The sequence below is a fragment of the Pseudomonas sp. ICMP 561 genome (assembly GCF_002699985.1).
Lineage (GTDB): Bacteria > Pseudomonadota > Gammaproteobacteria > Pseudomonadales > Pseudomonadaceae > Aquipseudomonas > Aquipseudomonas quasicaspiana.
On the sequence record NZ_LKBT01000003.1, the window covers coordinates 83,910 to 110,157 of the forward strand.

At 58.0% G+C, this 26,248-nt stretch carries 22 protein-coding genes and 2 tRNA genes; 20 read left to right on the forward strand and 4 right to left on the reverse strand.

Annotation, left to right across the window (positions count from 1 at the left end; genetic code table 11):
- Positions 1-150: 150 nt before the first annotated feature.
- On the forward strand, positions 151-1,002 hold the full coding sequence (motA, locus tag AO242_RS03890) for a flagellar motor stator protein MotA (protein ID WP_027898819.1): 852 nt from the start codon (positions 151-153) through the stop codon (positions 1,000-1,002).
- Between the two features lie 3 nt (positions 1,003-1,005).
- The gene (gene motB, locus AO242_RS03895) at positions 1,006-2,028 is read left to right on the forward strand and encodes a flagellar motor protein MotB (RefSeq protein ID WP_099267763.1); all 1,023 of its coding nucleotides are present in this window, start codon (positions 1,006-1,008) and stop codon (positions 2,026-2,028) included.
- A gap of 168 nt (positions 2,029-2,196) precedes the next feature.
- Here the strand turns inward: motB and rsgA are convergent, their stop codons facing one another.
- Positions 2,197-3,228 carry a small ribosomal subunit biogenesis GTPase RsgA gene (gene rsgA, locus AO242_RS03900; RefSeq protein WP_027898821.1) on the reverse strand — a complete coding sequence of 344 codons (1,032 nt, stop codon included), beginning with the start codon at positions 3,226-3,228 and terminating at the stop codon, positions 2,197-2,199.
- 96 nt (positions 3,229-3,324) lie between these two features.
- Here rsgA and orn point away from each other — a divergent pair, with 96 nt between their 5' ends.
- A complete protein-coding gene (gene orn / locus AO242_RS03905) occupies positions 3,325-3,861 on the forward strand; it encodes an oligoribonuclease (RefSeq protein WP_027898822.1) in 537 nt (178 codons plus the stop codon).
- A 175-nt stretch (positions 3,862-4,036) separates the two neighbouring features.
- Positions 4,037-4,651: a trimeric intracellular cation channel family protein gene (locus tag AO242_RS03910; protein WP_099267764.1), complete on the forward strand. Its 615-nt coding sequence runs from the start codon at positions 4,037-4,039 to the stop codon at positions 4,649-4,651.
- A gap of 115 nt (positions 4,652-4,766) precedes the next feature.
- Here AO242_RS03910 and queG read toward each other — a convergent pair whose 3' ends face one another.
- A complete protein-coding gene (gene queG, locus AO242_RS03915; RefSeq protein WP_099267765.1) occupies positions 4,767-5,849 on the reverse strand; it encodes a tRNA epoxyqueuosine(34) reductase QueG in 1,083 nt (360 codons plus the stop codon).
- A 62-nt stretch (positions 5,850-5,911) separates the two neighbouring features.
- On the opposite strand from queG, the gene AO242_RS03920 reads away from it, so the two are divergent.
- From AO242_RS03920 to AO242_RS03975, 12 genes are all read left to right on the forward strand, one after another.
- Entirely contained in the window at positions 5,912-7,408 is a 1,497-nt protein-coding gene (locus tag AO242_RS03920) for an NAD(P)H-hydrate dehydratase (RefSeq protein WP_099267845.1), read from the forward strand.
- A complete protein-coding gene (gene tsaE / locus AO242_RS03925) occupies positions 7,396-7,866 on the forward strand; it encodes a tRNA (adenosine(37)-N6)-threonylcarbamoyltransferase complex ATPase subunit type 1 TsaE (RefSeq protein WP_176560566.1) in 471 nt (156 codons plus the stop codon). Before AO242_RS03920 ends, tsaE begins: the two co-directional genes overlap by 13 nt.
- Before the next feature lie 2 nt (positions 7,867-7,868).
- Positions 7,869-9,299: an N-acetylmuramoyl-L-alanine amidase gene (locus tag AO242_RS03930; RefSeq protein WP_218927826.1), complete on the forward strand. Its 1,431-nt coding sequence runs from the start codon at positions 7,869-7,871 to the stop codon at positions 9,297-9,299.
- Positions 9,296-11,251 carry a DNA mismatch repair endonuclease MutL gene (gene mutL / locus AO242_RS03935; RefSeq protein WP_099267767.1) on the forward strand — a complete coding sequence of 652 codons (1,956 nt, stop codon included), beginning with the start codon at positions 9,296-9,298 and terminating at the stop codon, positions 11,249-11,251. Before AO242_RS03930 ends, mutL begins: the two co-directional genes overlap by 4 nt.
- Entirely contained in the window at positions 11,252-12,223 is a 972-nt protein-coding gene (gene miaA / locus AO242_RS03940; protein ID WP_099267768.1) for a tRNA (adenosine(37)-N6)-dimethylallyltransferase MiaA, read from the forward strand.
- Positions 12,224-12,311: 88 nt separating this feature from the next.
- Positions 12,312-12,572, forward strand: a complete 261-nt coding sequence (gene hfq, locus AO242_RS03945; RefSeq protein ID WP_099267769.1) for an RNA chaperone Hfq — start codon at positions 12,312-12,314, stop codon at positions 12,570-12,572.
- A 12-nt stretch (positions 12,573-12,584) separates the two neighbouring features.
- On the forward strand, positions 12,585-13,886 hold the full coding sequence (gene hflX, locus AO242_RS03950) for a ribosome rescue GTPase HflX (protein ID WP_027900443.1): 1,302 nt from the start codon (positions 12,585-12,587) through the stop codon (positions 13,884-13,886).
- A 96-nt stretch (positions 13,887-13,982) separates the two neighbouring features.
- Entirely contained in the window at positions 13,983-15,155 is a 1,173-nt protein-coding gene (gene hflK, locus AO242_RS03955) for an FtsH protease activity modulator HflK (protein WP_099267770.1), read from the forward strand.
- Positions 15,155-16,024, forward strand: a complete 870-nt coding sequence (hflC, locus tag AO242_RS03960) for a protease modulator HflC (protein WP_027900441.1) — start codon at positions 15,155-15,157, stop codon at positions 16,022-16,024. The genes hflK and hflC overlap by 1 nt, the downstream gene beginning before the upstream one ends.
- Positions 16,025-16,305: 281 nt before the next feature.
- Positions 16,306-17,493, forward strand: coding sequence for an ATP phosphoribosyltransferase regulatory subunit (locus tag AO242_RS03965; protein WP_099267771.1), 1,188 nt, complete (start codon positions 16,306-16,308; stop codon positions 17,491-17,493).
- 54 nt (positions 17,494-17,547) lie between these two features.
- Complete coding sequence (locus AO242_RS03970; protein WP_027900439.1) at positions 17,548-18,840, forward strand: adenylosuccinate synthase; 1,293 nt, start codon at positions 17,548-17,550, stop codon at positions 18,838-18,840.
- Positions 18,841-18,991: 151 nt separating this feature from the next.
- Entirely contained in the window at positions 18,992-20,926 is a 1,935-nt protein-coding gene (locus AO242_RS03975) for a methyl-accepting chemotaxis protein (protein ID WP_099267846.1), read from the forward strand.
- Positions 20,927-21,234: 308 nt separating this feature from the next.
- On the opposite strand, the gene AO242_RS03980 is transcribed toward AO242_RS03975, so the two are convergent.
- Positions 21,235-21,321 (reverse strand) — tRNA-Leu (locus AO242_RS03980).
- 221 nt (positions 21,322-21,542) lie between these two features.
- Positions 21,543-21,629, reverse strand: a tRNA-Leu gene (locus tag AO242_RS03985).
- Between the two features lie 225 nt (positions 21,630-21,854).
- On the opposite strand from AO242_RS03985, the gene rnr reads away from it, so the two are divergent.
- The 4 genes from rnr to rpsR all read left to right on the forward strand — a co-directional run bounded on the left by rnr (position 21,855) and on the right by rpsR (position 26,219).
- Positions 21,855-24,485: a ribonuclease R gene (rnr, locus tag AO242_RS03990; RefSeq protein WP_099267772.1), complete on the forward strand. Its 2,631-nt coding sequence runs from the start codon at positions 21,855-21,857 to the stop codon at positions 24,483-24,485.
- Positions 24,482-25,246: a 23S rRNA (guanosine(2251)-2'-O)-methyltransferase RlmB gene (gene rlmB / locus AO242_RS03995; RefSeq protein ID WP_099267773.1), complete on the forward strand. Its 765-nt coding sequence runs from the start codon at positions 24,482-24,484 to the stop codon at positions 25,244-25,246. The genes rnr and rlmB overlap by 4 nt, the downstream gene beginning before the upstream one ends.
- Positions 25,247-25,534: 288 nt before the next feature.
- Entirely contained in the window at positions 25,535-25,960 is a 426-nt protein-coding gene (gene rpsF, locus AO242_RS04000) for a 30S ribosomal protein S6 (RefSeq protein WP_027900435.1), read from the forward strand.
- A gap of 28 nt (positions 25,961-25,988) precedes the next feature.
- The gene (gene rpsR, locus AO242_RS04005) at positions 25,989-26,219 is read left to right on the forward strand and encodes a 30S ribosomal protein S18 (RefSeq protein ID WP_002551829.1); all 231 of its coding nucleotides are present in this window, start codon (positions 25,989-25,991) and stop codon (positions 26,217-26,219) included.
- Positions 26,220-26,248 lie beyond the last annotated feature (29 nt).

A 26,248-nucleotide genomic window follows, 5' to 3' on the forward strand; every position in this document is an offset into this window, starting at 1 on the left:
GACCCTAATTTACGGGCCCCCGTTCACCGGTCAACTGGCTTTTCGATTTTTCTGGCTACAGTCTGGCCCACATATGCCGATAAGTAGAACAAGAGTTTCATGAACTTCCGCGCATGTCCCTGAACCCGACTCAGTAAGTACTTTCTACCTATGGCTAAAATTATCGGCATCATCGTCGTCTTCGCGAGTGTTCTCGCAGGCTACGTACTTTCTCACGGTAAGATTGGCGCGCTGATCCAGCCTTTCGAGGTGTTGATCATCGGTGGTGCCTGTCTTGGCGCATTTCTGCAGGCCAACCCAGGCTACATGACCATGCACGTCATGAAGAAGTCGCTGAAGATGTTCGGTACGCGCTTCACGCACGCCTTCTATCTTGAAGTGCTGGGTCTGGTGTACGAGATCCTCAACAAGAGCCGTCGTGAAGGCATGATGGCGATCGAAGGGGACATCGAAGACGCGTCGGCGAGCCCGATTTTCGCCAAGTATCCCGGCGTGCTGAAAGATGAGCGCATGACCGCTTACATCTGTGATTACCTGCGCATCATGTCATCCGGCAACATGGCTCCTCACGAGCTGGAAGGCCTGTTTGACATGGAGTTGCAGAGCATCAAGGAAGAGCTGGGTCATCCATCCCACGCCGTGACCGGTATCGCCGACGGCCTGCCCGGTTTCGGTATTGTGGCGGCAGTACTCGGCATCGTGATCACCATGGCTTCCCTGGGTGACGGCGACAAGGCTGCCATTGGTAACCACGTGGGTGCAGCGCTGGTGGGTACCTTCCTGGGTATCATTGCCGCCTACGGTTTCTTCGGTCCTCTGGCGAGCTGCCTTGCCCACGATGCCAAAGAAGAGCTCAACGTCTATGAGGCGATCAAGGCGTCGCTGGTGGCATCGGCCTCCGGCATGCCTCCTTCGCTGGCTGTCGAGTTTGGCCGCAAGGTTCTCTATCCGGCGCACCGGCCCAGCTTCAGTGAGCTGGAACAAGCGGTTCGCGGTCGCTGAGTCATGGAAAATAATCAGCCGATAATCATCAAGCGCGTCAAGCGCTATGAAGCCGGTCACCACGGTGGTGCATGGAAAATCGCCTTCGCGGACTTTGCAACCGCCATGATGGCGTTCTTTCTGGTGCTGTGGCTGCTGTCTGCGGCAACCCCGGAGCAGTTAGTCGCTATCGCCGGTTATTTTAAAGATCCGGTCGGGTTCTCGGACAGTGGTTCGCCCTATGTGATTGACCTGGGCGGCTCGCCGGAAATGTCTCCTGATCAGACCTTGAACCCGGAAATCAAAAACACGCCGACACCGGACACTGTGCCCATCGAAGCCGAGACCGCGGAGGCCAAGGCGGAAGAGGTCGAGCAAGAGCGTCTGGAACTGCTGCTTCAGGAGCTGCAGAACAAGATCGAAGAGAATCCTGAACTGCAGAAATTCAAGGACCAGATCCATTTCGAGATTACTCAGGATGGTTTGCGGATCCAGATTACAGACGCTGATAACCGGCCGATGTTCGACTTGGGCAGTGCGCGCCTTAAGCCCTATTTCGAAGACATTCTGCTGGCCATGGCCGACACCATCAAAGCGGTGCCCAACAAAATCAGCATCAGCGGGCACACAGATGGCAAGCCTTATGTGGGTAACGGCGAGTTCGGTAACTGGGAGCTGTCGGCTAATCGGGCCAACTCGGCACGTCGCGCTCTGGTTGCCGGCACCTACCCGGAAAACCAGGTGGCGCGGGTAGTCGGCTATGCATCGTCGATGCTGTATGACGGCGAGCATCCGCAAAGCCCGGTCAACCGGCGCATCGATATCATGGTCCTGACCAAGAAGGCCATGCAGCGTATTGAAGGCAGTCAGGTTTACAGGGGCGGCCAGGGCAAAGCCACGGGCACTGAGCCTGCACCGGCTGCGCCAGTCAATCCTAGAATCCAGCCGCCGGATGATCCACAGGCCTACGCCCAGCCTCACGAGATTCGGCAAAAGCTGAACTTGTTTGAAGACGGCACGTTGAAGCTGGATGAGACGAAGAACTAGCGTTCTAGCATCAAGCTACAAGCCTAAAGCTGCAAGTAAAAAGCCCGGACTCGTGAGAGTCCGGGCTTTTTTGTCGGCCGCAAATCTGTAGGAGCTGCCGAAGGCTGCGAAGGCATTCTTCCAGACAGTACGCGTTTCGCAGCCTGCTGCAGCTCCTACAAGACGCAGCTAGTAGCTGCTTTCCGGCAAACTGGCGATGATCGAGCGATAGCTGTTCATGCGCTGTTGTTGCACGCGGCCTTCTTCCAGAGCAATCAACAATGCACAGCCCGGTTCACGGTCGTGTTTGCAATCGCGGAATCGGCAGGTGCCGATCAGGTCGTTGAACTCGATGAAGCCCGCTTCGACATCCGCACGGCTTACATGACCCAGACCGAATTCACGAATACCCGGGGAGTCGATCAAGTCACCGCCACGGGGGAAGTGGAACAGGCGGGCGGTGGTCGTGGTGTGCGTGCCTTGCCCGGACAGTTCGGACAGCGGCCCGACGCGGGTTTCGACTTCAGGCAGCAGACTGTTGACCAGGGATGACTTGCCGACGCCAGACTGACCGACGAACACGCTGATATGCCCGTCAAGCTGAGCTTGCAGTTGTTGCATGCCGTCGCCGTGGTGCGCAGAGACTTCCAGTACCGGATAACCCAGCGTCCGGTAAACCTCCAGCAATGCGTTGAGCGCCGGGGCGTTCTGCTCGTTGATCAGGTCGAACTTGTTCAACAGCAGCAGCGGACGAATGCCTGCGTGCTCGGCGGCCACCAGATAACGGTCGATCAGATTGGCATGGGGCTCAGGCATCGGCGCAAACACAATGACAATCAGATCGACGTTGGCGGCAACCGGCTTGAGTTGCCCACGACTGTCGGGACGGCACAGCTCAGTGGTGCGCGGCAGTTGCGCGACGATAACGCCGATACCCTGATTGCCAGCGCGCCAGACGACGCGATCGCCGGTCACCAGTGCAGGCAGGTTGGCGCGCAAGTGGCAGCGGAAAACCTGACCCGCCTGATCGCCTTCCTTTGCTTCCACTTCGACTTGTACGCCGAAGTGAGCGATCACCAACCCGGTCTGCTCGGGGCCAAGATCGCCGCCCTCAAGTGTTTCCAGGGTTTGTGATTCGCGTTTGGCGGCACGGGCAGCGCGCTCGCCTTGGATTTTTTCGATGCGCCAGTTTTGACGACGATTGAGTTGGCGTTTGGCCATGGGTGTTCCGAGTGATAAAGCAGCTGATAAGTAAACGCGGGGGAGTCTAGCACGGCGGGGTGAGCTAAACTGCGTGCCTACGCTGAGGAGCCCAATATGCAGAACAAGCAGAACCTGATCTGGATCGATCTGGAAATGACCGGCCTGGACCCGGACACCGACGTCATTATCGAAATGGCGACGATCATCACTGACAGCGAACTCAACACCCTGGCTGAAGGCCCGGTCATCGCTGTGCACCAGAGTGATGAAACCCTGGCCAGAATGGACGAGTGGAACACCCGTCAGCACGGCGGTTCGGGCCTGACCCAGCGGGTTCGCGAGAGTGTCATCAGCATGGCTGAAGCGGAAGCCCAGACGCTGGAGTTCATCAAGCAATGGGTGCCGGAACGCAGTTCACCGATCTGTGGCAACAGTATTTGCCAGGATCGTCGCTTCCTTTATCGGCACATGCCGACCCTGGAGCACTACTTTCACTACCGCAATCTGGATGTTTCTACGCTTAAAGAGCTGGCTGCCCGTTGGTCGCCTGACTTGAAGTTCCAGAAGGGCAGCACCCACCTGGCGCTGGACGACATCCGCGAGTCGATCGCCGAGCTGCGCTTCTATCGCGAGCATTTCATTAAAGGCTGATGCTTACATCATTCCTGTAGGAGCTGCCGAAGGCTGCGATTGCGGCGTGTCAGATGCGACGGTTTCGCAGCCTTCGGCAGCTCCTACAGAAATTGGTTGTGATCGGTAGTTTCGCTCTTTGCCCTCTTTTGGTGCTTGCCCTACACTGCGCGGCTTCGTCGCAGGGACCGCCGCCATGTTGTTGATGCTTTATCTGATCGCTATTACCGCTGAAGCCATGACTGGCGCGCTGTCTGCTGGACGGCGGGGCATGGACTGGTTTGGCGTGGTACTGATCGCCTGCGTCACAGCCCTTGGCGGCGGGTCAGTGCGCGATGTGTTGCTCGGTCACTACCCGCTGACGTGGGTCAAACACCCCGAATATCTGATCCTGACCAGCGTTGCGGCCCTGCTGACCATTTTCATTGCGCCGTTGATGCGTCATCTGCGCTCACTGTTTCTGGTGCTCGACGCCTTGGGTCTGGTGGCCTTTACCCTGATCGGCACGATGACCGCGCTTGAGGTCGGGACCGGCTTGCTGGTGGCCTCTGTCTGCGGGGTGATCACCGGCGTATTTGGCGGCATCCTGCGGGATATCTTCTGCAACGACATCCCCTTGGTATTCCGTCGTGAGCTATATGCCAGCGTGTCATTCCTCGCGGCCTGGTGCTTTCTGCTGTGTCAGCACCTGCAATTGCCAGAAGAGCAGAGCATCCTAATCACCCTGTTCGGCGGTCTATTGCTGCGGCTAATGGCTATCCGCTTTAACTGGAACATGCCGAAGTTTGTCTACAAGGGCGATGAGCATTGAGCTGCTGGAAACCGTAGGACCGGCTTTAGCCGGGAGGAGGCCGGTACATCTGACGCAATTTGTCGTCAGTAATATTGCTCTCCCGGCTGAAGCCGGTCCTACCGTTCGCCCCGGATCAGCGGTGTTGGTGCTGACGCAACGCCCACTCCACATGTTCCCTCACCAACTCCGACGGATACTCCCGTCTTGCCTCTAGCGCCTCCAGCACAGGGATCGTCGATGGCGCATTGCCCAGCCCCACGGCCAGGTTACGCAGCCAGCGTTCGTAACCGGCCCGGCGCAGGGGAGAGCCTTCCGTGTTGCTGAGGAATTTATCCTCGTCCCACATGAATAGCTCGGCCAAACCGGCGTTATCCAGATTGTGGCGTGGCTGGAAATCACTTTGGTCGGTGGGGCGGGCAAAGCGATTCCACGGGCAAACGATCTGGCAGTCATCGCAACCGAACACCCGGTTGCCAATCAGCGGACGTAACTCCTCCGGGATGGCGGTTTTCAGTTCAATGGTCAGATAAGAAATGCAGCGCCTCGCATCCAGCACATAAGGCCCGACGAATGCAGCGGTAGGGCAGATGTCCAGACACGCGGTGCAGCGACCGCAGTGTTCGGTGGCGTGAGGTGGATCCTCGGGCAATGGCAGGTCAACAAACAGCTCGCTGAGGAAAAAGAAACTCCCCGCCTTGCGATTGAGCACCAGCGTGTTCTTGCCGATCCAGCCCAGTCCGGCCTGTTCGGCAATGGCTTTTTCCAGCACCGGAGCGCTGTCGACGAAGGCGCGATAGCCGAATGGACCAATGGCCTGCTGGATGCGTTCGGCCAGTTGCTGCACGCGTTTGCGGATCAGCTTGTGATAGTCGCGGCCCAACGCGTAGCGGGACACGTAGGCTTTTTCCGGCTCGGTCAGACGCTGAGTCATCTCGGTGTCGCCGGGCAGGTAATCCATGCGCAACGAGACCACCCGCAAGGTGCCCGGCACCAGTTCCTCAGGGTGCGAACGTTTGCTGCCATGCGCTGCCATATAGTCCATCTCGCCGTGATAGCCCGCCTCAAGCCAGCGCTCAAGGTGTTGCTCGTGCTCGGCGAGATCCAGCCCGGCAATCCCGACTTGCTGAAAACCCAGCTCGCGGCCCCACTCCTTGATCGATTGAGCAAGGGAGACGAGGTCAACAGTATTGGGCGAATCAACAGTAATAACGGGCATGCGCAAGGAGAAACCGGGTGGAGGTGCGTATAATTCTGCCAGACATCGGAGCCAAGAAACGCATGGTCGACACGAATCCCCAATTACCCGACGCACTGTACAGCGCCGCGCAGGTCCGCGAACTGGACGCACAGCTCATTGCTGCGGGAACGTGCGGCAGTGAATTGATGCAACGGGCCGCCCATGCAACGTGGCGCGCGCTGCGTCGACGCTGGCCCGAAGCGCGGGAATTGAGCGTACTGGCCGGGCGTGGCAACAACGCTGGCGACGGGTATCTGATTGCGACGCTGGCGCAAAAGGCCGGGTGGAATGTTCATGTGTTCAGCGTGGCCGATCCCGCGACACTGGCTGGCGATGCTGCTGACGCTTATGGCGCTGCAATCACTGCGGGTCTCGATGTTCAACCGTGGGCCGATCAACCTTTGCGCGGCATCGTGCTGGATGCGCTGCTGGGAACTGGCTTGAACGGTGACGTTCGCCAGCCCTACGCGGCGGCAATCGAGTCGATTAATGCCAGTGGCTTGCCAGTTGTGGCGGTGGATATTCCCTCCGGATTAAGCGCCGATACCGGACGTATCCTTGGCGTCGCGGTGCGAGCCGATCTGACGGTGACTTATATAGGCTTGAAGCTCGGCCTCCTGACCGGTGATGCGGCAGACCTGGTCGGTGAGTTGGTGTTTGACGACTTGCAGGCTGATCCGTCCGCTGTCGCCAAGGCCATTCGCAGCGCGACTCGTCTTGATACATTTAATCTGCCGCGTCTGGCTTCACGCCCGCGCACTGCTCATAAAGGCCTGTATGGCCGAGTGCTGGTCATTGGTGGCGATCATGGTTTCGGCGGAGCCTGTCTGCTGAGCGCTGAAAGTGCCTTGCGCAGTGGCGCAGGCATGGTCACGTTGGCGACCCGTCCTGAACACATTCCTGCTGCGCTGGCTCGCATGCCCGAAGTGATGAGCGCGGCGATCCGTTCGGCCAACCAACTGATGGCGTTGATTGAGCCCGCCAGTGTTCTGGTGGTAGGACCCGGGCTGGGGCAAGGCTCCTGGGGGCGCAGCTTGCTGTCAGCCGCCGCTAACGCCAAGCGTCCACAGGTGTGGGACGCCGATGCTCTTAACCAGTTGGCACAGGGTTTTGTCTCGCTTCCCGAGGGCAGCGTCATTACCCCGCATCCCGGCGAAGCTGGGCGCTTGCTGGGGATGACGACTAAACAAATCCAGGCTGACCGCCCTGCTGCTGCGCGAGCGCTGGCCGATAAGTACCAGGCGGTTTGTGTATTGAAGGGCAGCGGTAGCCTGATCGCTGACGTCGACGGTCAGTTGATGCTCTGTGATCGCGGCCATCCGGCCATGGCGACCGCTGGTTTGGGCGACGTGCTCGCCGGGCTGATCGGCGCATTGATGGCGCAAAAAATGAAGCCGTTCGATGCGGCGTGTCTGGCAGTCTGGCTGCATGCCAGCGCCGGGCAGCGCTTGGGCGAAGCGGGCCGTGGGCTGGCGGCCAGTGATCTGATTCCAGCCATTCGTCAGTTATTGGAGGAGCAGCAACCGTGTCTGAGTTAACGCTGCATTTGGTCGGTGAAGAGGCCATGACCCACTTTGGTGAGCGCATTGCCGAGGTCACGAAAGGGGTAGGCGTGATTTTTCTGGAAGGTGATCTGGGGGCAGGTAAAACCACGCTTTCGCGGGGCATCATCCGTGGTCTTGGGCACGAAGGTGCGGTCAAGAGCCCGACCTTCACCCTTGTTGAACCCTATGAAATAGGCGCGGTTCGTGTATTCCACTTTGACCTGTATCGATTGGTTGACCCCGAGGAGCTGGAGTACCTGGGGATCCGCGATTACCTGGAGGGCGATGCACTTTGTTTGATCGAGTGGCCCCAGCTCGGTGCAGGCTTTTTGCCAAAGCCTGACCTGACCATTACCATTAGGCCGCATGCGCAAGGTCGAGCACTGACTTTGAGTCCAATTGGCTCGCGTGGCGAAACCTGGTGTGCCGCTTTGGCGTTGGAATTCAAATAGAAATGGGGTTAGGTATGCGCATTCGCGCGCTGGTTACTGTAGTGGGTCTGCTTTTGACAGCCCTGGCTGTTGATGCGCTGGCTGCAACACAGGTAAAAAGTGTCCGCCTATGGCGCGCACCGGATAACACACGACTGGTTTTTGACCTCTCCGGACCCGTCCAGCACAGCGTGTTCACCCTGACTTCTCCTGATCGACTGGTTATCGACATCAACGGTGCGACTCTTGGTGGTCCGCTGAATGTACCCATGGCCAACACGCCTATCACCAGCATGCGTTCTGCCCAGCGCACCGCGACGGATTTGCGCGTGGTCATCGACCTGAAAAAGGCCGTGACGCCCAAGAGCTTCACCCTGGCCCCGAACCAGCAATACGGGAATCGTCTGGTTGTCGACCTGTTCGACGAGCCGGGCGATGCCAATCCGAGCCCGACCATTCCCGACACGGCCGCGAACACTGCGCCTGCCGTGCCGGTCAGTCCGGCCAAGCCCGATATCAAACTCACACCTGTGCCCAACGGCAAGCGCGACATTGTGATCGTGATTGACGCCGGTCACGGCGGTGAGGATCCGGGAGCCTCCGGCAGTAGCGGCCAGAAAGAAAAGAATCTGGTACTGGCCATCGCCAAAGAGTTGCAACGTCAGATCAATGCTGAAAAAGGCTACCGCGCCGAGCTGACCCGAACCGGCGACTACTTCATCCCGCTGCGCAAGCGTACGGAAATCGCCCGAGCCAAAGGCGCGGACCTGTTTGTGTCGATTCATGCCGATGCTGCACCTTCACGCGCGGCGTTTGGCGCTTCGGTATTTGCCCTGTCTGAGCGCGGTGCTACGTCTGAAACGGCGCGTTGGCTGGCCGACAGTGAAAACCGTTCCGACTTGATCGGTGGTGCTGGCGCCGTGAGCCTGGATGACAAGGACCGGATGCTGGCGGGCGTATTGCTGGACTTGTCCATGACCGCTTCGCTGTCTTCAAGCCTCAATGTCGGGCAGAAAGTCCTCACCAACATTGGTCGAGTGACGTCGCTGCACAAATCCCGGGTTGAGCAAGCAGGCTTTATGGTGCTCAAGTCGCCTGATATCCCGTCGATTCTGGTCGAAACGGGCTTCATCTCCAACAATGCCGAAGCGGCCAAGCTCAGCGCTGCTTCGCACCAACAGGCATTGGCGCGTTCGATCAACTCTGGCGTGAAGCAATTCTTCCAGCAGAATCCACCGCAAGGTACTTACATCGCCTGGCTCCGCGATAACGGCAAGCTCGCCCAGGGGCCGCGTAATCACGTGGTTCGCTCGGGTGAAACACTGGCCATGCTGGCGGCTCGCTACGACATGAGCGCTGCGGCTCTGCGTAGCGCCAATAACCTGAAAACGGATGAACTGCGCATTGGGCAGGACCTGAAAATCCCTAGCTCCGAGGTGGCGGCTCAACCATGACCGATCTTCTTCTCGACAGTATCGAGCCTGAAGTACAGGCTTCTGCCGGCGCTGCAGCTCTAAATGCTGCCCGGATCGAACTGCTCAGCCCACGGCTGGCCAACCAGATCGCAGCGGGTGAGGTGGTCGAGCGGCCAGCATCGGTCATCAAGGAGTTACTGGAAAACAGTCTGGACTCAGGTGCCAAGCGCATTGATGTCGATGTTGAACAGGCAGGCATCAAACTGCTGCGGGTCCGTGATGACGGCAGCGGTATTTCTTCCGATGACTTGCCGTTGGCCTTGGCCCGGCACGCCACCAGCAAAATCCGCGAGCTGGAAGACCTTGAACGGGTCATGAGCCTCGGCTTTCGCGGCGAGGCGCTGGCGTCGATCAGCTCTGTGGCGCGATTGACCCTGACCTCCCGAACACGTGACGCTGACCAGGCCTGGCAAGTGGAAACCGAAGGCCGCGACATGGCTTCCCGGGTTCAGCCTGCGGCGCATCCGGTGGGGACATCCGTTGAAGTCCGCGACCTGTTCTTCAATACCCCGGCGCGGCGCAAGTTTCTCAAGGCGGAAAAAACCGAATTCGATCACTTGCAGGAAGTGATAAAGCGCATGGCACTGGCGCGCTTCGACGTGGCGTTCCACTTGCGGCACAACGGCAAGACGATTCTCAGTCTGCATGAGGCCAACGACGACACGGCTCGCGCCAGACGCGTATCTGCCATTTGCGGCCCCGGTTTTCTGGAGCAGGCGCTGCCCATCGAGATCGAGCGCAATGGCTTGCATCTGTGGGGCTGGGTCGGGTTGCCGACCTTTTCCCGTAGCCAGGCGGACTTGCAGTATTTCTTTGTGAATGGCCGGGCAGTGCGCGACAAGCTCGTGGCTCACGCGGTGCGCCAGGCTTATCGCGACGTGCTGTTCAATGGCCGTCATCCGACCTTCGTGCTGTTTTTCGAGGTTGATCCCGCCGTCGTTGACGTTAACGTGCACCCGACCAAGCACGAAGTCCGCTTCCGCGACGGGCGCATGGTGCACGACTTCCTTTATGGCACCTTGCACCGCGCGCTGGGCGATGTGCGTCCCGAAGATCAACTGGCAGGCGCTGCGCCAGTGACTGCCATCGAGCGACCCACCGGCCCGCAAGCCGGTGAGTTCGGCCCGCAGGGTGAAATGCGCCTGGCCAACAATCTGCTGGAGCAACCCCAGGCTCAGCCCTATGCGCCGCCAGCCGGTTCAGGTGCAGGCGCTGGTTATCAATATCAGTACACGCCGCGCCCTACAGCGACGTTGCCTGCCGCCGAAGCGCAGAGCGCTTATCGCGAGTTTTATGCACCGTTGCCCGGTACGCCTGCCGTGTCGTTGCCGGAGACTCAGGGCGACATTCCTCCGCTGGGCTACGCCTTGGCGCAACTCAAGGGTATTTATATTCTGGCGGAGAACGCTCACGGTCTGGTGCTGGTAGACATGCATGCCGCCCACGAGCGGATCATGTACGAGCGTCTGAAGATTGCGATGGCAAGCGAAGGCCTGAGCGGTCAGCCGTTGCTGGTGCCTGAGTCCATTGCAGTCAGTCAGCGCGAAGCCGATTGCGCTGAAGAGCACATCGAGACATTCCAGCGTCTGGGCTTCGAGTTGCAACGTCTCGGTCCTGAAAGTCTGGCGATCCGGCAGATTCCGGCCTTGTTGAAACAGGCCGAGGCCAATCGTCTGGTCAGCGACGTGCTGGCCGATCTGATGGAATACGGCACCAGTGATCGGGTTCAGGCTCACATGAACGAATTGTTGGGCACCATGGCGTGCCATGGGGCAATCCGGGCCAATCGCCGTCTGGCCATCCCGGAAATGAACGGTCTGCTGCGCGACATGGAAAACACCGAGCGCAGCGGTCAATGCAACCATGGCCGACCTACCTGGACCCAAATGGGGCTGGATGATCTGGACAAACTCTTCCTGCGCGGTCGCTGAATGAGCGCTCTACCTCCGGCCATCTTTCTGATGGGGCCGACGGCTTCAGGTAAAACCGATCTGGCCATGGAACTCTGCAAAGTCCTGCCTTGCGAGCTGATCAGTGTCGATTCTGCACTGGTTTATCGCGGCATGGATATTGGTACTGCCAAGCCTTCCAGGGCGCAGTTGGCCGAGTTTCCCCACCGTCTGGTGGATATTCTCGATCCTGCCGAAAGCTACTCGGCGGCTGATTTTCGTGCCGATGCGCTGTCTGCCATGGCAGAAATAACCGCCCGCGGAAAAATTCCGCTGCTGGTTGGCGGCACTATGTTGTATTTCAAGGCTCTATTGGACGGGTTGGCAGACATGCCGGCTGCTGACTCAGGTGTTCGTGCAGAACTGGAAGCACAGGCTGCAGCCCATGGCTGGCAGGCGTTGCATGACCAGTTGGCGGCAGTGGATCCGGTGTCTGCGGCGCGAATCCACCCCAATGACCCGCAGCGATTGATACGTGCGCTGGAGGTTTACCGGGTCAGTGGCTTGAGCATGACGGCACATAGAGAACAACAAAGTGCGCAAACTACTGATGCTGCGGCTTCTGGTAGACCGCAATTGCCCTATACTGTCGCCAGCCTGGCCATTGCTCCGGCAGATCGCAAGGTGTTGCATGGCCGTATAGCATCAAGATTTTCAACAATGCTGGACCAGGGATTCCTGGACGAAGTTCTGGCGTTACGCTCAAGAGGTGACCTGCATGCGGGTCTGCCATCAATAAGAGCCGTCGGTTATCGTCAGGTCTGGGATCATCTGGATGGAAAGCTGACATGGGCTGAGATGCAGGAGCGTGGGATCATTGCCACGCGCCAACTGGCCAAGCGACAGTTTACCTGGCTACGCAGCTGGGACGATTTACACTGGTTGGACAGTCTGGCCAGCGACAATTTGCCACGCGCCTTGAAATACCTGGGGTCGGTCTCCATATTGAGCTGAGTCCTTGCAATAGCCGTCTATCCTTGGGGGGTGGCGGTTCAAGCCAACTGAATTCGAATTATTATTGATCCTTAAAGGAGTGCGGCACATGTCAAAAGGGCATTCGCTACAAGACCCTTACCTGAACACCCTGCGTAAAGAGAAGGTTGGGGTTTCGATCTATCTCGTCAACGGCATCAAGCTGCAAGGCACGATCGAGTCTTTTGACCAGTTTGTTATTTTGCTGAAGAACACTGTCAGCCAAATGGTCTACAAGCACGCAATCTCTACCGTTGTTCCGGTTCGCCCGATTCGTCTGCCTAGCGCAGCCGAAGGTGAGCAGGGCGACGCTGAGCCAGGTAACGCCTGATAGGAGTCTGCTTTGTTCTTTGAGCGCCACAGTGGTGGTGAACGCGCAATACTCGTTCACCTGGATGGTCAGGACCCTGAGGCGCGTGAAGATCCGCAGGAGTTTCGGGAACTGGCCATATCAGCTGGCGCCGATACCGTCGCGTTCGTCAACGTGCCGCGTCATCGGCCATCGGCCAAATATCTGATTGGCAGTGGCAAGGTCGAGGAACTTCGCGACCAGGTCAAAGCCGAAAAAATCGATATCGTCATCTTCAATCACGTGCTGACACCCAGTCAGGAACGTAACCTCGAACGCGTGTTCGAGTGTCGCGTACTTGATCGCACGGGGTTGATCCTCGACATCTTCGCGCAGCGCGCGCGTACTCATGAAGGCAAATTGCAGGTCGAGCTGGCACAGCTCGAGCACATGAGCACGCGGCTGGTTCGCGGCTGGACTCACCTTGAACGCCAGGGCGGTGGTATTGGCCTGCGTGGTCCCGGTGAAACCCAGCTGGAAACTGACCGGCGTCTGTTGCGGGTTCGTCTGCGGCAGATCAAGGGCCGTCTTGAAAAGGTTCGCAGCCAGCGTGAGCAGGCTCGTCGCGGGCGCAAGCGCGCCGACATCCCTTCGGTTTCTCTGGTGGGCTATACCAACGCCGGCAAATCGACGTTGTTCAATGCTGTGACTGATTCCGACGTGTTCGCTGCGGATCAGCTCTTCGCCACGCTCGACCCGACCCTGCGCCGTCTGCAACTCGACGACCTGGGGCCTATCGTGCTGGCTGACACTGTGGGCTTTATTCGCCACCTGCCGCACAAACTGGTCGAAGCCTTTCGCGCCACGCTCGAAGAGTCCAGCAACTCCGATCTGCTGCTCCACGTCATCGACTCTCACGAGCCTGATCGCATGGAGCAGATCGAACAGGTCATGGCGGTACTTGGCGAGATCGGTGCCGAGGGCTTGCCGATACTTGAGGTCTATAACAAACTCGACCTGCTCGAAGGGGTAGAGCCGCAGATACAGCGCGATGCCGATGGCAAACCGCAACGTGTCTGGGTCTCCGCCCGTGATGGTCGAGGGCTGGACCTGCTCAAACAGGCGGTTGCCGAATTGCTCGGCGACGATCTGTTTGTCGGTACTTTGCACCTGTCTCAGGATTTCGCCCGGTTGCGCGCCCAGTTTTTCGAATTGGGTGCGGTGCAGAGCGAAGAGTATGACGAGCAGGGCAGCAGCTTGTTGGCAGTACGTTTACCGCGCGTTGAGTTCAATCGTCTGGTGAGTCGCGAAGGACTGCAGCCGCTGGAATTCATCGAGCAACACACTTTGCAATAAAAGCGTGAGAAAGCCGTTGTACGGCTCTCTCAGGCATTCTGTAGCATTGGTCGGCGCGCCGCGGGCGCGTCTTTGCTTTATCAGATGGAGAGCGCTATGGCTTGGAATGAGCCGGGTGGCAACTCGAATAATCAGGATCCTTGGGGTGGTAAGCGCAAGGGCGGCGACCGCAAGGGGCCACCGGATCTCGACGAGGCCTTCCGAAAGCTGCAGGAAAGCCTTAATGGTTTGTTCGGTGGTGGCAAGAAACGCAGTGGTGGTGACGGTGGTGGTAACGGCAACCCTGGCAAGGGTGGCGGTTTCGGCTTGCTGGGCATTGGCCTGGTCGTGCTGGTTGCGATCTGGCTGTACAGCGCCATTTACGTCGTGGACGAGCAGGAGCAGGCCGTTGTGCTGCGCTTCGGTCAGTACCACGAAACCGTAGGTTCGGGTCTGAACATCTATTTCCCGCCGTTCGATCGCAAGTACATGGAAAACGTGACTCGCGAACGTGCCTACAGCAAACAGGGCCAGATGCTGACTGAAGACGAAAACATCGTCGAAGTGCCGCTGACCGTGCAGTACAAAATCTCCAACCTGCGTGATTTCGTGCTGAACGTTGATCAACCGGAAGTCAGTCTGCAACACGCTACTGAAAGTGCGCTGCGTCATGTCGTGGGTTCCACGGCCATGGATCAGGTGCTGACTGAAGGTCGTGAACTGATGGCGAGTGAGATCAAGGAGCGTCTGCAACGTTTCCTCGACACTTATCGCACCGGTATCACGGTGACCCAGGTCAACGTACAGAGCGCTGCTGCACCTCGTGAGGTTCAGGAAGCATTCGATGACGTGATTCGTGCACGGGAAGACGAGCAACGTTCCCGTAACCAGGCTGAAACCTACGCCAACGGTGTGATTCCGGAAGCACGTGGTCAGGCTCAGCGAATCATCGAAGATGCCAACGGTTATCGCGACGAAGTGATCTCACGCGCCAAGGGTGAAGCTGATCGCTTTACCAAGCTGGTTGCGGAGTATCGCAAGGCCCCAGAAGTCACGCGTGAACGTCTGTACCTGGACACTATGCAAGAGCTGTTCACCAATACCAGCAAGGTTCTCGTAACTGGCGATAAAGGCGGGAACAACCTGCTTTATCTGCCGCTGGACAAGATGATCGAAAACGGCCGTAGCGGTAACAGCAATGCCCCGACTACCGGTGCTAACACTGCAGGAGCTGATGTCGGTGCTCGCGCCGCAGAGATTCAGCAGCCGCGTACAAGGGAGACTCGCTGATGAGCAATAAATCGCTGATCGCCCTGATTGTTGCTGTAGTGCTGGCGGTGGTTGCCTGGAACAGCCTGTTTATCGTGTCCCAGACAGAACGTGCCGTAATGCTGCAATTTGGTCGCGTGGTTGAACCTAATATTCAGCCGGGTCTGCATGTGAAGATTCCTTACGTCAACCAGGTGCGCAAGTTCGACGGTCGCCTGTTGACGCTGGATGCTCCGACCCAACGCTTCCTGACGCTGGAAAAGAAAGCGGTCATGGTGGATGCTTACGCCAAATGGCGTGTGAAGGACGCGGAAGTGTTCTACACAGCAACGTCGGGCCTCAAGCAAATCGCTGACGAACGTCTGTCGCGTCGTCTCGAATCCGGTCTGCGTGACCAGTTCGGTAAGCGCACCCTGCACGAAGCTGTGTCGGGCGAGCGTGATGCGTTGATGGCTGACATCACCGCTTCGCTGAACGCGATGGCAAACAAGGAACTGGGCATCGAAGTTATCGATGTTCGGGTCAAGGCTATCGACCTGCCGAAAGAAGTGAACCGCAGCGTTTTCGAACGGATGAGTACCGAACGTGAACGTGAAGCGCGTGAGCATCGCGCCAAGGGTAACGAGCTGGCTGAAGGCATCCGTGCCGACGCCGATCGTCAGCGTCGCGTACTGCTGGCTGAAGCCTATCGTGAGTCTGAAGAGGCCCGCGGTGATGGTGATGCCCAGGCTTCCGCGATCTACTCAAAGGCATACGGCCAGGATCAGGAGTTCTACGCGTTCTACCGTAGCCTGCGCGCCTACCGTGAAAGCTTCGCGAACAAGAGTGACGTGATGGTTCTGGATCCGAGCAGCGATTTCTTCCGCTATCTGGAAAAATCCAAGCCGTGATCTGAACGCCGTAATCTACCCGCCGGGCGGCAAAACCGTCTGGCGGGGTGATCATGCGGTAAAACGTGTGTATGATGCGGCAGCCGGGAAATTCCCGGCTTTTTTGCGTCTGCACGATTGATTGGCCACAGCAGTGGCATGATTTTCGAGGACAGTGGTCTGAAACAGCCATTCTCGGGCGCTCGCCGTGCCCGCAGGAATGGGCGCAGCACCTGACCACTCTCTGCTTTACTCAAGGCCCGCCTCGGCGCGGGTCGCCCGGATCATAGGGGAAAGGCGTAATGGCAACGGTTGACCGCTGGCTGCTACCAGATGGCATCGAAGAAGTACTGCCGCCTGAAGCGGCGCGCATAGAAGTAGCGCGCCGTCAGGTGTTGGATCTGTTCCAGAGCTGGGGCTATGAATTCGTAGTCACCCCTCATATCGAATACCTTGAATCCTTGCTCACTGGCGCGGGCTCGGACCTGGATCTGCGCACCTTCAAAGTGATCGACCCGCAGTCGGGTCGGCAAATGGGCTTTCGTGCCGACATCACGCCGCAAGTGGCGCGCATTGATGCGCATACCCTGCGTCGGGAAGGGCCGAGCCGTCTGTGCTACGCCGGTAGCGTGCTGCATGCACAGCCGCGTGCCTTGTCTTCTTCGCGCAGCCCTATTCAGTTGGGCGCCGAGTTGTATGGCGATGCAAGCCCAAGCAGTGACGTTGAGGTCATCAGCCTGATGCTGGCCATGCTGCAACTGGCTGATGTTCCAGATGTGCACATGGATCTGGGGCATGTCGGTATCTACCGCGGCCTGGCCCGCGCAGCTGGTTTGTCTGGCGAGGTTGAACAACTGCTGTTTGATGCCCTGCAACGCAAGGCCATCGACGAAGTGATCGAGCTGACAGCCAATCTGCCTGCCGATCTGGCGTCGATGCTGCGTGCATTGGTCGATCTGTGCGGTGGTCGTGAAGTATTGGCGGCTGCGCGTGATCGCCTGGCCAGCGCGCCAGCGCCAGTGCTGGCTGCGCTTGATGACCTGTTGACCGTAGCTGAGCGCCTTGCGACCCGTTTCCCTGAGCTGCCGTTGTACTTCGATCTGGGTGAGTTGCGCGGTTATCACTATCACACGGGTGTTGTCTTTGCTGTTTTCGTTCCGGGCGTGGGTCAATCCATTGCTCAGGGCGGTCGCTATGATGACATCGGTGCAGATTTCGGTCGGGCTCGCCCGGCCACCGGTTTTTCCACGGACCTGAAGACTTTGGTGACATTGGGTCGTGCGGAAATCGAATTGCCTTCCGGCGGTATCTGGATGCCGGACAGTACGGATGCAGCACTCTGGCAGCAGGTTTGTCAGTTGCGCAGTGAAGGTCAGCGTGTTGTGCAGGCATTGCCTGGGCAACGGGTGGCCGCAGCGCGTGAGGCCGATTGCGATCGGCAATTGATTCAGCATGGCGAGCGTTGGCAAGTCGTGCCGCTGGCTTCTTGAGTTTTCCTGTCGGCGGCCGCCGACACCAAGTTTGCGTGAATGAGGACAAGTGTTATGGGTAAGAATGTCGTAGTCCTGGGCACCCAATGGGGTGATGAGGGCAAAGGCAAGATCGTTGATCTGCTGACCGAACATGCTACCGCTGTAGTGCGTTACCAGGGTGGCCACAACGCGGGTCACACTTTGGTGATCGACGGCGAAAAAACCGTATTGCACCTGATTCCGTCCGGTGTACTGCGCGAAGGCGTGCAGTGCCTCATCGGTAACGGTGTGGTCGTTGCGCCGGATGCGCTGATGCGCGAAATCATCAAGCTGGAAGAGAAAGGCATTCCAGTACGCGAGCGTCTGCGCATCAGCCCGTCCTGCCCGCTGATCCTGTCCTATCACGTTGCGCTGGATCAGGCGCGTGAAAAGGCCCGTGGCGAGTTCAAGATCGGTACTACCGGTCGTGGCATCGGCCCGGCTTATGAAGACAAGGTTGCACGTCGCGGTCTGCGTATCGGTGACCTGTTCCACCGCGAGCGTTTCGCCGCGAAGCTGGGCGAGCTGCTCGACTATCACAACTTTGTGCTGGTCAATTACTACAAAGAGCCCGCCATCGATTTCCAGAAAACTCTCGACGAGTGCATGGAATACGCCGAACTGCTCAAGCCGCTGATGCTCGACGTTACTGCTGCGCTGCATGAAATGCGTCGCGACGGCAAAGACATCATGTTCGAAGGCGCTCAAGGTTCGCTGCTGGACATCGACCACGGTACTTATCCGTACGTCACCAGCTCCAACACCACCGCGGGCGGTATTGCCACAGGTTCGGGTTTTGGTCCGATGTACCTGGATTACATCCTGGGTATCACCAAGGCTTACACCACGCGTGTAGGCTCGGGTCCATTCCCGACTGAGCTGTTCGACGATGTTGGTGCATTCCTGGCCAAGCGTGGGCACGAATTCGGTGCAACCACTGGCCGTGCTCGTCGCTGCGGCTGGTTCGATGCCGTGATCCTGCGTCGCGCTATCGAAATCAACAGCATCTCCGGCATCTGCCTGACCAAGCTCGACGTGCTGGATGGCCTCGAAACCATCAACATCTGCATCGGTTACGAGAACGAGCACGGAGCAGTGATCGAAGCACCGACCGACGCTGACAGCTACCTGGGCCTCAAGCCTGTGTACGAGCAAGTGCCGGGCTGGACTGAATCGACGCTGGGTGCCAAGACTCTGGAAGAGCTGCCAGCTAACGCTCGCGCTTATATCAAGCGTCTGGAAGAGTTGGTGGGCGCACCTATCGACATTATTTCGACGGGTCCAGATCGCAACGAAACCATCGTGTTGCGTCATCCGTTTGGATGATAAGTTGTTGATGTAAAAACAAAGGGTCGCAGATGCGGCCCTTTGTTTTTTCTGGTTTGACCGTGGCCGCAGGAACGGCACGGCGATTGCTGTAAAAAGCGTCAGAAAAGGTGCCAGCATTTTAATGGCGCCGGTGGTGGAGGGATTCCCCGTGTCAGCTGTCCTCTCTCTTTTGCGGAGCCGCTTGCTGCGGCCCGTGTTTATTGCACTTGGCATCGCTCTTTTGGTGCAGGTGCTGGTCGCCGTTGCTCTCACCCGGAGCACGGTCACTGCGCTTGAAGCTGATTTGGCTAATCGCCTGGGTGTAGATTCGCAACACTTGTCCGCTGAACTGGAACAGGCAAGTCGAGAAGTAACCTCCAGTCTCGATAATCTTGCTACCAGTACCAGTCAGCGCTTGAGTACGGGCCTTGCCGCCCGTCTGAAGGATGAGCAGGCACAGCTGCGCGCCACGCTGGAAAAAGACCTCAGAGACTCAGCCACCGATATGGCCGAATTGCTGGCCGCTGTGGCACCTCGCGCCATGTGGGATAACGACACGCCGACGTTGTCCGAATTCGCTCGTCGCGCGCAACGCAACCCCAATGTGTTGTTCGTGATTTATGACGATGCGGCGGGCGAGCACTTGACCCGTTATCTGAACCGCGAAAACCCGCTGATCCAGGCGTTGCTTGCCAAGGGCGAGGGCGAGCGGGCAATGGATAAAGTGCTGAACGCTGCCAGGACCGACAGTTCGGTTTACTACGTCGAGGCATCCATCAGCCCTAACGGTGTTGAAATCGGCAAGGTACGCATGGGGGTTTCCACAGCCACCGTTGAAGAAAACCTTGTCGCTCTCGACAAGCGTTTTGCGACGCTGATTACCAGTGGCGGGCAGCTGGTTTCGGAAAGCCTGAGCGGCGCCTCCAAGGAGAGCTCGGCAGCTTTGCGTTCACGGCTTGATTCGGCACAAGGCGCGGCTTCTGCCATGGCTACCAACACGACATCAGCGGTAAAGGAGGCGTCTGAAACACTGCGCTGGCGGATAGGCATGGGCCTGGCCCTGATTGGGTTGGGCGTCCTTTTGGTATTGGCGGTAGTGCTGGGGCGCAGGGTAGTCAACAAGCTGCTGCTGTTGATCGCGGCGCTGGATGATCTGGCGGCGGGCGAGGGCGATCTGACCAAGCGCGTCAAAATCGACAGTAATGACGAGATCGGGGACATGGCGGCAGCAGTCAATCGTTTTGTTGCCAAGCTACAGCCCATTGTTCGCGAGGCCGGAGATGTTGCGCAGCGCACCGGTGTTGAGATCAATGCGATGAGTCAGCGCAATGCGGGTGCAGGTGCTGCGGCCGCGATGCAGCGCGATGAAGTGGCTGCCAGTCTGCAAGCGCTTGAGCACATGGCCGACGAGGCTCAGTCCGAGAGCCATGCCATGCAGGCTGCTTTGAGGCAGGTGGTGGATATTCGTCAGGCGACTGATGAAAACACGCGCACATCGAATCAAGTGGGCGGCTTGATTGAGGCACTGGCGGGGCAGGTTGAAACCGGTTCTAAAGTCATCGAGCGGCTGGCGCAGCAGAGCGAGCAGATCGAAGTGGTGCTGGAGGTCATTCACGGGATTGCCGAACAGACTAACCTGTTGGCGCTGAACGCAGCCATTGAGGCTGCGCGGGCTGGGGAAACAGGGCGCGGTTTTGCTGTGGTGGCCGATGAGGTTCGTGCTTTGGCGAGCAAGACCCAAAGCTCCACGGGGGATATTCAGGCGCACATCGGTGCGTTGCAGTCAGGTGCGAAAGAGGCCGTTGCGGCGATTGGTCTGGCGGGACGGCAGGCCAATGAGGGGTTGGCGGTACTGCGAAACAGCGTCAAGTTGCAGCAATCCGTGCAGGAGTCTGTTGAGCAGGTCCATACGGCGATTGGTCTGGCAACCAAGGCGGCAGTGCACCAGGCAGAAGGCGCGCACGCGGTGAGAGGACGTGTAGAAGTGATTCACGCCCAGGCCCAGCGTGCGGCGCAGGTCGTTGAAGAGACTACGGCGAGCGGCAAAGTGCTGGATGGCCTGGCGGCGCAGTTGAAGGCGAGTCTGGGGCAATTCAGGGCTTGATTGCCGGGATTGCTTGGTGGGTAACCTTGTGGGAGTCGCCCCGGTGTCCCTGACACCACGCTGTCGCGCAGCAAACACGGACCCTGTAGGAGTGAGCTTGCTCGCGATTCGGCCTGTCAGTCGATGAATATATTGCCTGTACTGGAGCTATCGCGAGCAAGCTCACTCCTACAGTAAAAAGCATTCCAAATCAGATAGTTATATTTTGTTTGATAGGAGCAGACCAAGCTTTGCTCTCACGGGTGAGCTGCTATTTTTCAAGCCCCAGAAAGCACAAAACCGAGCACATGGCTCGGTTTTGTTTGAATTGGTGCCCAGAAGAAGACTCGAACTTCCACGACCTTGCGGTCACCAGCACCTGAAGCTGGCGTGTCTACCAATTTCACCATCTGGGCAGCATCAGCAGCGTTGCACGCCGTTGATGGAGCGCACTATACGGAGCGGGTTTTGATCTGTAAACCCCTGTTTTGGTTTTAATAAATGGTTTTTCCGCTGAGGCAAACAAAATCGGCAACAGACGCAATAATCAAAAGCACAAAACCTAAACCCTGAAATGCAAAAACCCGCTTTCGCGGGTTTTTGGGAGAGTCATCAGATTTAATCTGCTGCTCTGAATTGGTGCCCAGAAGAAGACTCGAACTTCCACGACCTTGCGGTCACCAGCACCTGAAGCTGGCGTGTCTACCAATTTCACCATCTGGGCAATATCGACAAGCGTCTACCTGTCGATGGCGCGCACTATACGGAGCGCCTTTTGCACTGTAAACCCCCAGTGGTTAAAATATTTGAAAAAATTCGCAGGCGGTGTATTTAAAGGCTTTTTTGCATCCGGTCACGGGTTTTTCAGGCGATGTTCGAGTGTGAAATTTCCCGTTTCAATAGGTGTATGCCAAACTAGCCCCCATATAGACAAGGTGAAAACTATCTAATGGCCGATTGGCAGTCCCTCGATCCCGAGGCCGCTCGTGAAGCGGAAAAATATGAAAACCCTATCCCCAGCCGTGAATTGATTCTGGCTCACCTCTCCGATCGCGGTTCGCCTGCGAGCCGTGAGCAGCTGGTGGAAGAATTTGGCCTGACAACTGAAGATCAGTTCGAAGCCCTGCGCCGCCGTTTGCGAGCAATGGAGCGCGACGCTCAGTTGATCTACACCCGTCGTGGCACCTATGCCCCGGTGGACAAGCTGGACCTGATCCTGGGGCGAATCTCCGGGCATCGTGATGGTTTCGGCTTCCTGGTCCCTGACGATGGCAGCGATGACCTGTTCATGAGTCCGGCCCAGATGCGTCTGGTGTTCGACGGTGACCGTGCTTTAGCGCGCGTTTCCGGTCTGGACCGCCGCGGTCGCCGCGAAGGCGTGATCGTCGAAGTTATTTCCCGCGCCCACGAGTCCGTGGTCGGCCGATACTTCGAAGAGAGCGGCATTGGTTTTGTCATTCCTGACAATCCAAAAATTCAGCAGGAAGTGCTGGTTACTCCCGGTCGCAATAACAACGCGAAGATCGGTCAGTTCGTCGAGGTGAAAATCACCCACTGGCCAACGCCGCGCTTCCAGCCTCAGGGCGATATTGTCGAGGTCGTAGGCAACTACATGGCGCCCGGCATGGAAATCGATGTCGCGCTGCGTACCTACGATATTCCTCACGTCTGGCCAGAGGCCGTGCTTAAAGAAGCCGCCAAACTCAAGCCGGAAGTGGAAGAAAAAGACAAAGAAAATCGCGTCGACCTGCGCCATCTGCCGTTCGTCACCATCGACGGTGAAGATGCTCGCGACTTCGATGACGCTGTTTATTGCGAAGCCAAGCCCGGCAAGCTGCGTCTGTTCTCGGGCGGCTGGAAGCTCTACGTCGCTATCGCTGACGTGTCGAGCTACGTGAAGATCGGTTCTGCTCTGGACGCCGAGTCGCAGGTGCGTGGCACCTCGGTTTACTTCCCCGAGCGGGTCGTGCCAATGCTGCCTGAGCAGCTTTCCAACGGCTTGTGCTCGCTGAATCCGCACGTTGATCGTCTGGCCATGGTTTGTGAGATGACCATCTCCAAAACCGGCGAGATGACTGATTACGTGTTCTATGAAGCGGTCATCCACTCCCATGCCCGTCTGACCTACAACAAGGTCAGTACCATGCTGGAGCAGCCGAAAAGTAGCGACGCTCGCCAGTTGCGTGGCGAATACCCGGACGTGTTGCCGCACCTGAAGCAGCTTTATGCGTTGTACAAAGTGCTGCTCGGTGCTCGTCATGTGCGTGGCGCGATTGATTTTGAAACGCAGGAAACCCGCATCATTTTCGGGACCGAGCGCAAAATCGCTGAAATCCGCCCGACTACTCGTAACGATGCTCACAAGCTGATCGAGGAGTGCATGCTGGCTGCTAACGTGGCCACTGCCGAATTCCTCAAGAAGCACGAAATTCCTGCGCTTTACCGCGTGCACGATGGTCCGCCACCTGAGCGTCTGGAAAAACTCCGTGCGTTCCTGGGCGAGCTGGGTCTGTCTCTGCACAAAGGCAAGGACGGTCCAACTCCGAAGGATTATCAGGCGCTGCTGGAAACCGTACGTGATCGTCCGGACTATCACCTGATTCAGACCGTCATGCTGCGTTCGTTGAGTCAGGCGGTGTACAGTTCTGACAATAACGGCCACTTCGGCCTGAATTACGAGGCGTATACCCACTTCACCTCGCCGATTCGTCGTTATCCGGACCTGCTGACTCACCGCGCAATCCGCAGTGTGATCCGCTCGAAGCAGGACACCCCGCACGTGCGCCGAGCGGGCGCCGCGGTAATCCCGAAAGCTCGTATCTATCCGTATGACGATGCCATTCTCGAACAGTTGGGCGAACAGTGTTCGATGAACGAGCGCCGCGCCGATGAAGCTACGCGTGACGTGGTCAATTGGCTCAAGTGTGAGTTCATGAAAGACCGCGTAGGCGAATCTTTCCCTGGTGTGATCACCGCTGTGACTGGTTTTGGTCTATTTGTAGAACTGACTGATATCTATGTCGAAGGTCTGGTGCACGTCACTGCTTTGCCGGGCGATTATTATCACTTCGATCCGCTGCATCACCGCCTGGCGGGCGAGCGTACCGGTCGTAGCTTCCGCTTGGGCGATACCGTTGAAGTGCGCGTCATGCGCGTTGATCTGGATGAGCGCAAGATCGACTTCGAGATGGCCGAGAAAACCATCAGCGCCCCAATTGGCCGCAAGCGTCGCGGTGCAGAGCCGCAGCCAGTTGAAAAAGCCGCTGCTTCAGAGCGCGCACCGAGCAAGCGTCCGGCCAAGGCTAAAGCCAAGGCCAGCGCTGAGCCAGAGGCCTACCGGCCTAGTGATGCAGCCGCGAAAAACGCTGAAGTGCGCAAAAGTCGCGAACTGAAACAGGCTCTGTTGGCTGAAGCGAAGGGTGGTAGCAAGGCATCGTCGGGAAAGTCCGGTAAAGCCGGTTCTGCGCCATCATCGGACAGACCTGCTAAACCTAGCAAACACCGTAAAGGCCCGCCGAAAGCGGGTTCTGCTCCAGCCGCGAAAAGCGGCGGGGCGCGCAAGCCTAAGGCCAAGTCATGAGTTCGTTGGAAAAAATCTACGGCGTGCATGCCGTAGAAGCGCTACTGCGTCACCACCCCAAGCGGGTCAAGCAAATCTGGCTGGCCGAGGGTCGTAATGATCCTCGTGTACAGGTGCTGGTTGCGTTGGCCGGTGAAAATCGCGTGTCGATCGGTCAGGCCGAGCGGCGTGAGATGGACGCATGGGTTGATGGGGTGCATCAGGGCGTTGTTGCGGAAGTCAGTCCTAGTCAGGTCTGGGGCGAGGCAATGCTCGATGAGTTGCTGGATCGTACCGAAGGCGCTCCGTTGATTCTGGTGCTCGACGGTGTAACCGATCCGCACAACCTCGGTGCATGCCTGCGCACTGCCGATGCTGCCGGAGCGCTGGCGGTGGTCGTGCCCAAGGACAAGTCTGCAACCCTGACGCCAGCAGTGCGTAAAGTGGCTTGTGGCGCGGCTGAAGTGATTCCGCTGGTTGCTGTGACTAACCTCGCGCGCACCCTGGAGAAACTCCAGCAGCGCGGCCTTTGGGTTGTCGGCACGGCAGGGGAGGCGGAGCAGGAGTTGTATCAGCAAGACCTCACGGGCCCGACCATCCTGATCATGGGTGCTGAGGGCAAAGGCATGCGCCGTCTGACCCGTGAGCACTGCGATTACCTGGTGCGCCTGCCGATGGCAGGTAGCGTCAGCAGCCTGAACGTCTCGGTTGCAACCGGCGTTTGCCTGTTTGAAGCGTTGCGTCAGCGCAACGTGAAAGCGGCTGGCACCAAGAAAGCCTGAGGCAAAATGATTTATTCGTAGGACCGGCTTTAGCCGGGAGAGGGGCGGTGCAGTCAATGCATATTCCTCGTCAGGAATAGCGCCCTCCCGGCTAAAGCCGGTCCTACGAATCTTCGCTGCTCAAATATTCACCAATTGCCTTGCGCCTCTTCATCCCCTTCTCTACAATTGCGCCCCTTGCTGTCACGGCAGGCGCTCATGTGCCTGTCCCTGAGCAAGACTAACAGTGTCATTCACTCCTTGTCTGACCGCTTATTGGCGGCAGGCTACAACCCGTAAGGAGCATTCATGCGTCATTACGAAATCATCTTTTTGGTCCACCCGGATCAAAGCGAGCAAGTCGGCGGCATGGTAGAGCGTTACACCAAGCTGATCGAAGAAGACGGCGGCAAAATCCACCGTCTGGAAGATTGGGGCCGTCGTCAACTGGCTTACGCAATCAACAATGTTCACAAGGCTCACTACGTGATGCTGAACGTTGAGTGCACTGGCAAGGCTCTGGCCGAGCTGGAAGACAACTTCCGCTACAACGATGCAGTGATCCGTAACCTGGTCATCCGTCGTGACGAAGCCGTAACTGGCCAGTCCGAGATGCTCAAGGCTGAAGAAAACCGCAGTGAGCGCCGTGAGCGTCGCGACCGTCCTGAGCACTCCGACAGCGCCGATGGCGTTGATGGTGATGACAGCGACAACAGCGATAACGCTGACGAGTAATCCACGGACCTTTTAAGGAGCCAATCACATGGCACGTTTCTTCCGTCGTCGTAAATTCTGCCGCTTCACCGCTGAAGACGTGAAAGAGATCGATTACAAAGATCTCAACACTCTGAAAGCATACGTATCCGAGACCGGCAAAATCGTTCCAAGCCGTATCACTGGTACCAAAGCACGTTATCAGCGTCAGCTGGCCACCGCTATCAAGCGTGCCCGCTTCCTGGCCCTGCTGGCCTACACCGACAGCCACGGCCGCTGAGACCGGGCAGTCGACAAAGTAGTAAGGAT

Coding starts and splice junctions, on each gene's coding strand:
- motA (WP_027898819.1), top strand. CDS start 151: ATGGCTAAAATTATCGGCATCATCGTCGTCTTCGCGAGTGTTCTCGCA.
- motB (WP_099267763.1), top strand. CDS start 1,006: ATGGAAAATAATCAGCCGATAATCATCAAGCGCGTCAAGCGCTATGAA.
- rsgA (WP_027898821.1), bottom strand. CDS start 3,228: ATGGCCAAACGCCAACTCAATCGTCGTCAAAACTGGCGCATCGAAAAA.
- orn (WP_027898822.1), top strand. CDS start 3,325: ATGCAGAACAAGCAGAACCTGATCTGGATCGATCTGGAAATGACCGGC.
- AO242_RS03910 (WP_099267764.1), top strand. CDS start 4,037: ATGTTGTTGATGCTTTATCTGATCGCTATTACCGCTGAAGCCATGACT.
- queG (WP_099267765.1), bottom strand. CDS start 5,849: ATGCCCGTTATTACTGTTGATTCGCCCAATACTGTTGACCTCGTCTCC.
- AO242_RS03920 (WP_099267845.1), top strand. CDS start 5,912: ATGGTCGACACGAATCCCCAATTACCCGACGCACTGTACAGCGCCGCG.
- AO242_RS03930 (WP_218927826.1), top strand. CDS start 7,869: ATGGGGTTAGGTATGCGCATTCGCGCGCTGGTTACTGTAGTGGGTCTG.
- mutL (WP_099267767.1), top strand. CDS start 9,296: ATGACCGATCTTCTTCTCGACAGTATCGAGCCTGAAGTACAGGCTTCT.
- miaA (WP_099267768.1), top strand. CDS start 11,252: ATGAGCGCTCTACCTCCGGCCATCTTTCTGATGGGGCCGACGGCTTCA.
- hfq (WP_099267769.1), top strand. CDS start 12,312: ATGTCAAAAGGGCATTCGCTACAAGACCCTTACCTGAACACCCTGCGT.
- hflK (WP_099267770.1), top strand. CDS start 13,983: ATGGCTTGGAATGAGCCGGGTGGCAACTCGAATAATCAGGATCCTTGG.
- hflC (WP_027900441.1), top strand. CDS start 15,155: ATGAGCAATAAATCGCTGATCGCCCTGATTGTTGCTGTAGTGCTGGCG.
- AO242_RS03965 (WP_099267771.1), top strand. CDS start 16,306: ATGGCAACGGTTGACCGCTGGCTGCTACCAGATGGCATCGAAGAAGTA.
- AO242_RS03970 (WP_027900439.1), top strand. CDS start 17,548: ATGGGTAAGAATGTCGTAGTCCTGGGCACCCAATGGGGTGATGAGGGC.
- rnr (WP_099267772.1), top strand. CDS start 21,855: ATGGCCGATTGGCAGTCCCTCGATCCCGAGGCCGCTCGTGAAGCGGAA.
- rlmB (WP_099267773.1), top strand. CDS start 24,482: ATGAGTTCGTTGGAAAAAATCTACGGCGTGCATGCCGTAGAAGCGCTA.
- rpsF (WP_027900435.1), top strand. CDS start 25,535: ATGCGTCATTACGAAATCATCTTTTTGGTCCACCCGGATCAAAGCGAG.
- rpsR (WP_002551829.1), top strand. CDS start 25,989: ATGGCACGTTTCTTCCGTCGTCGTAAATTCTGCCGCTTCACCGCTGAA.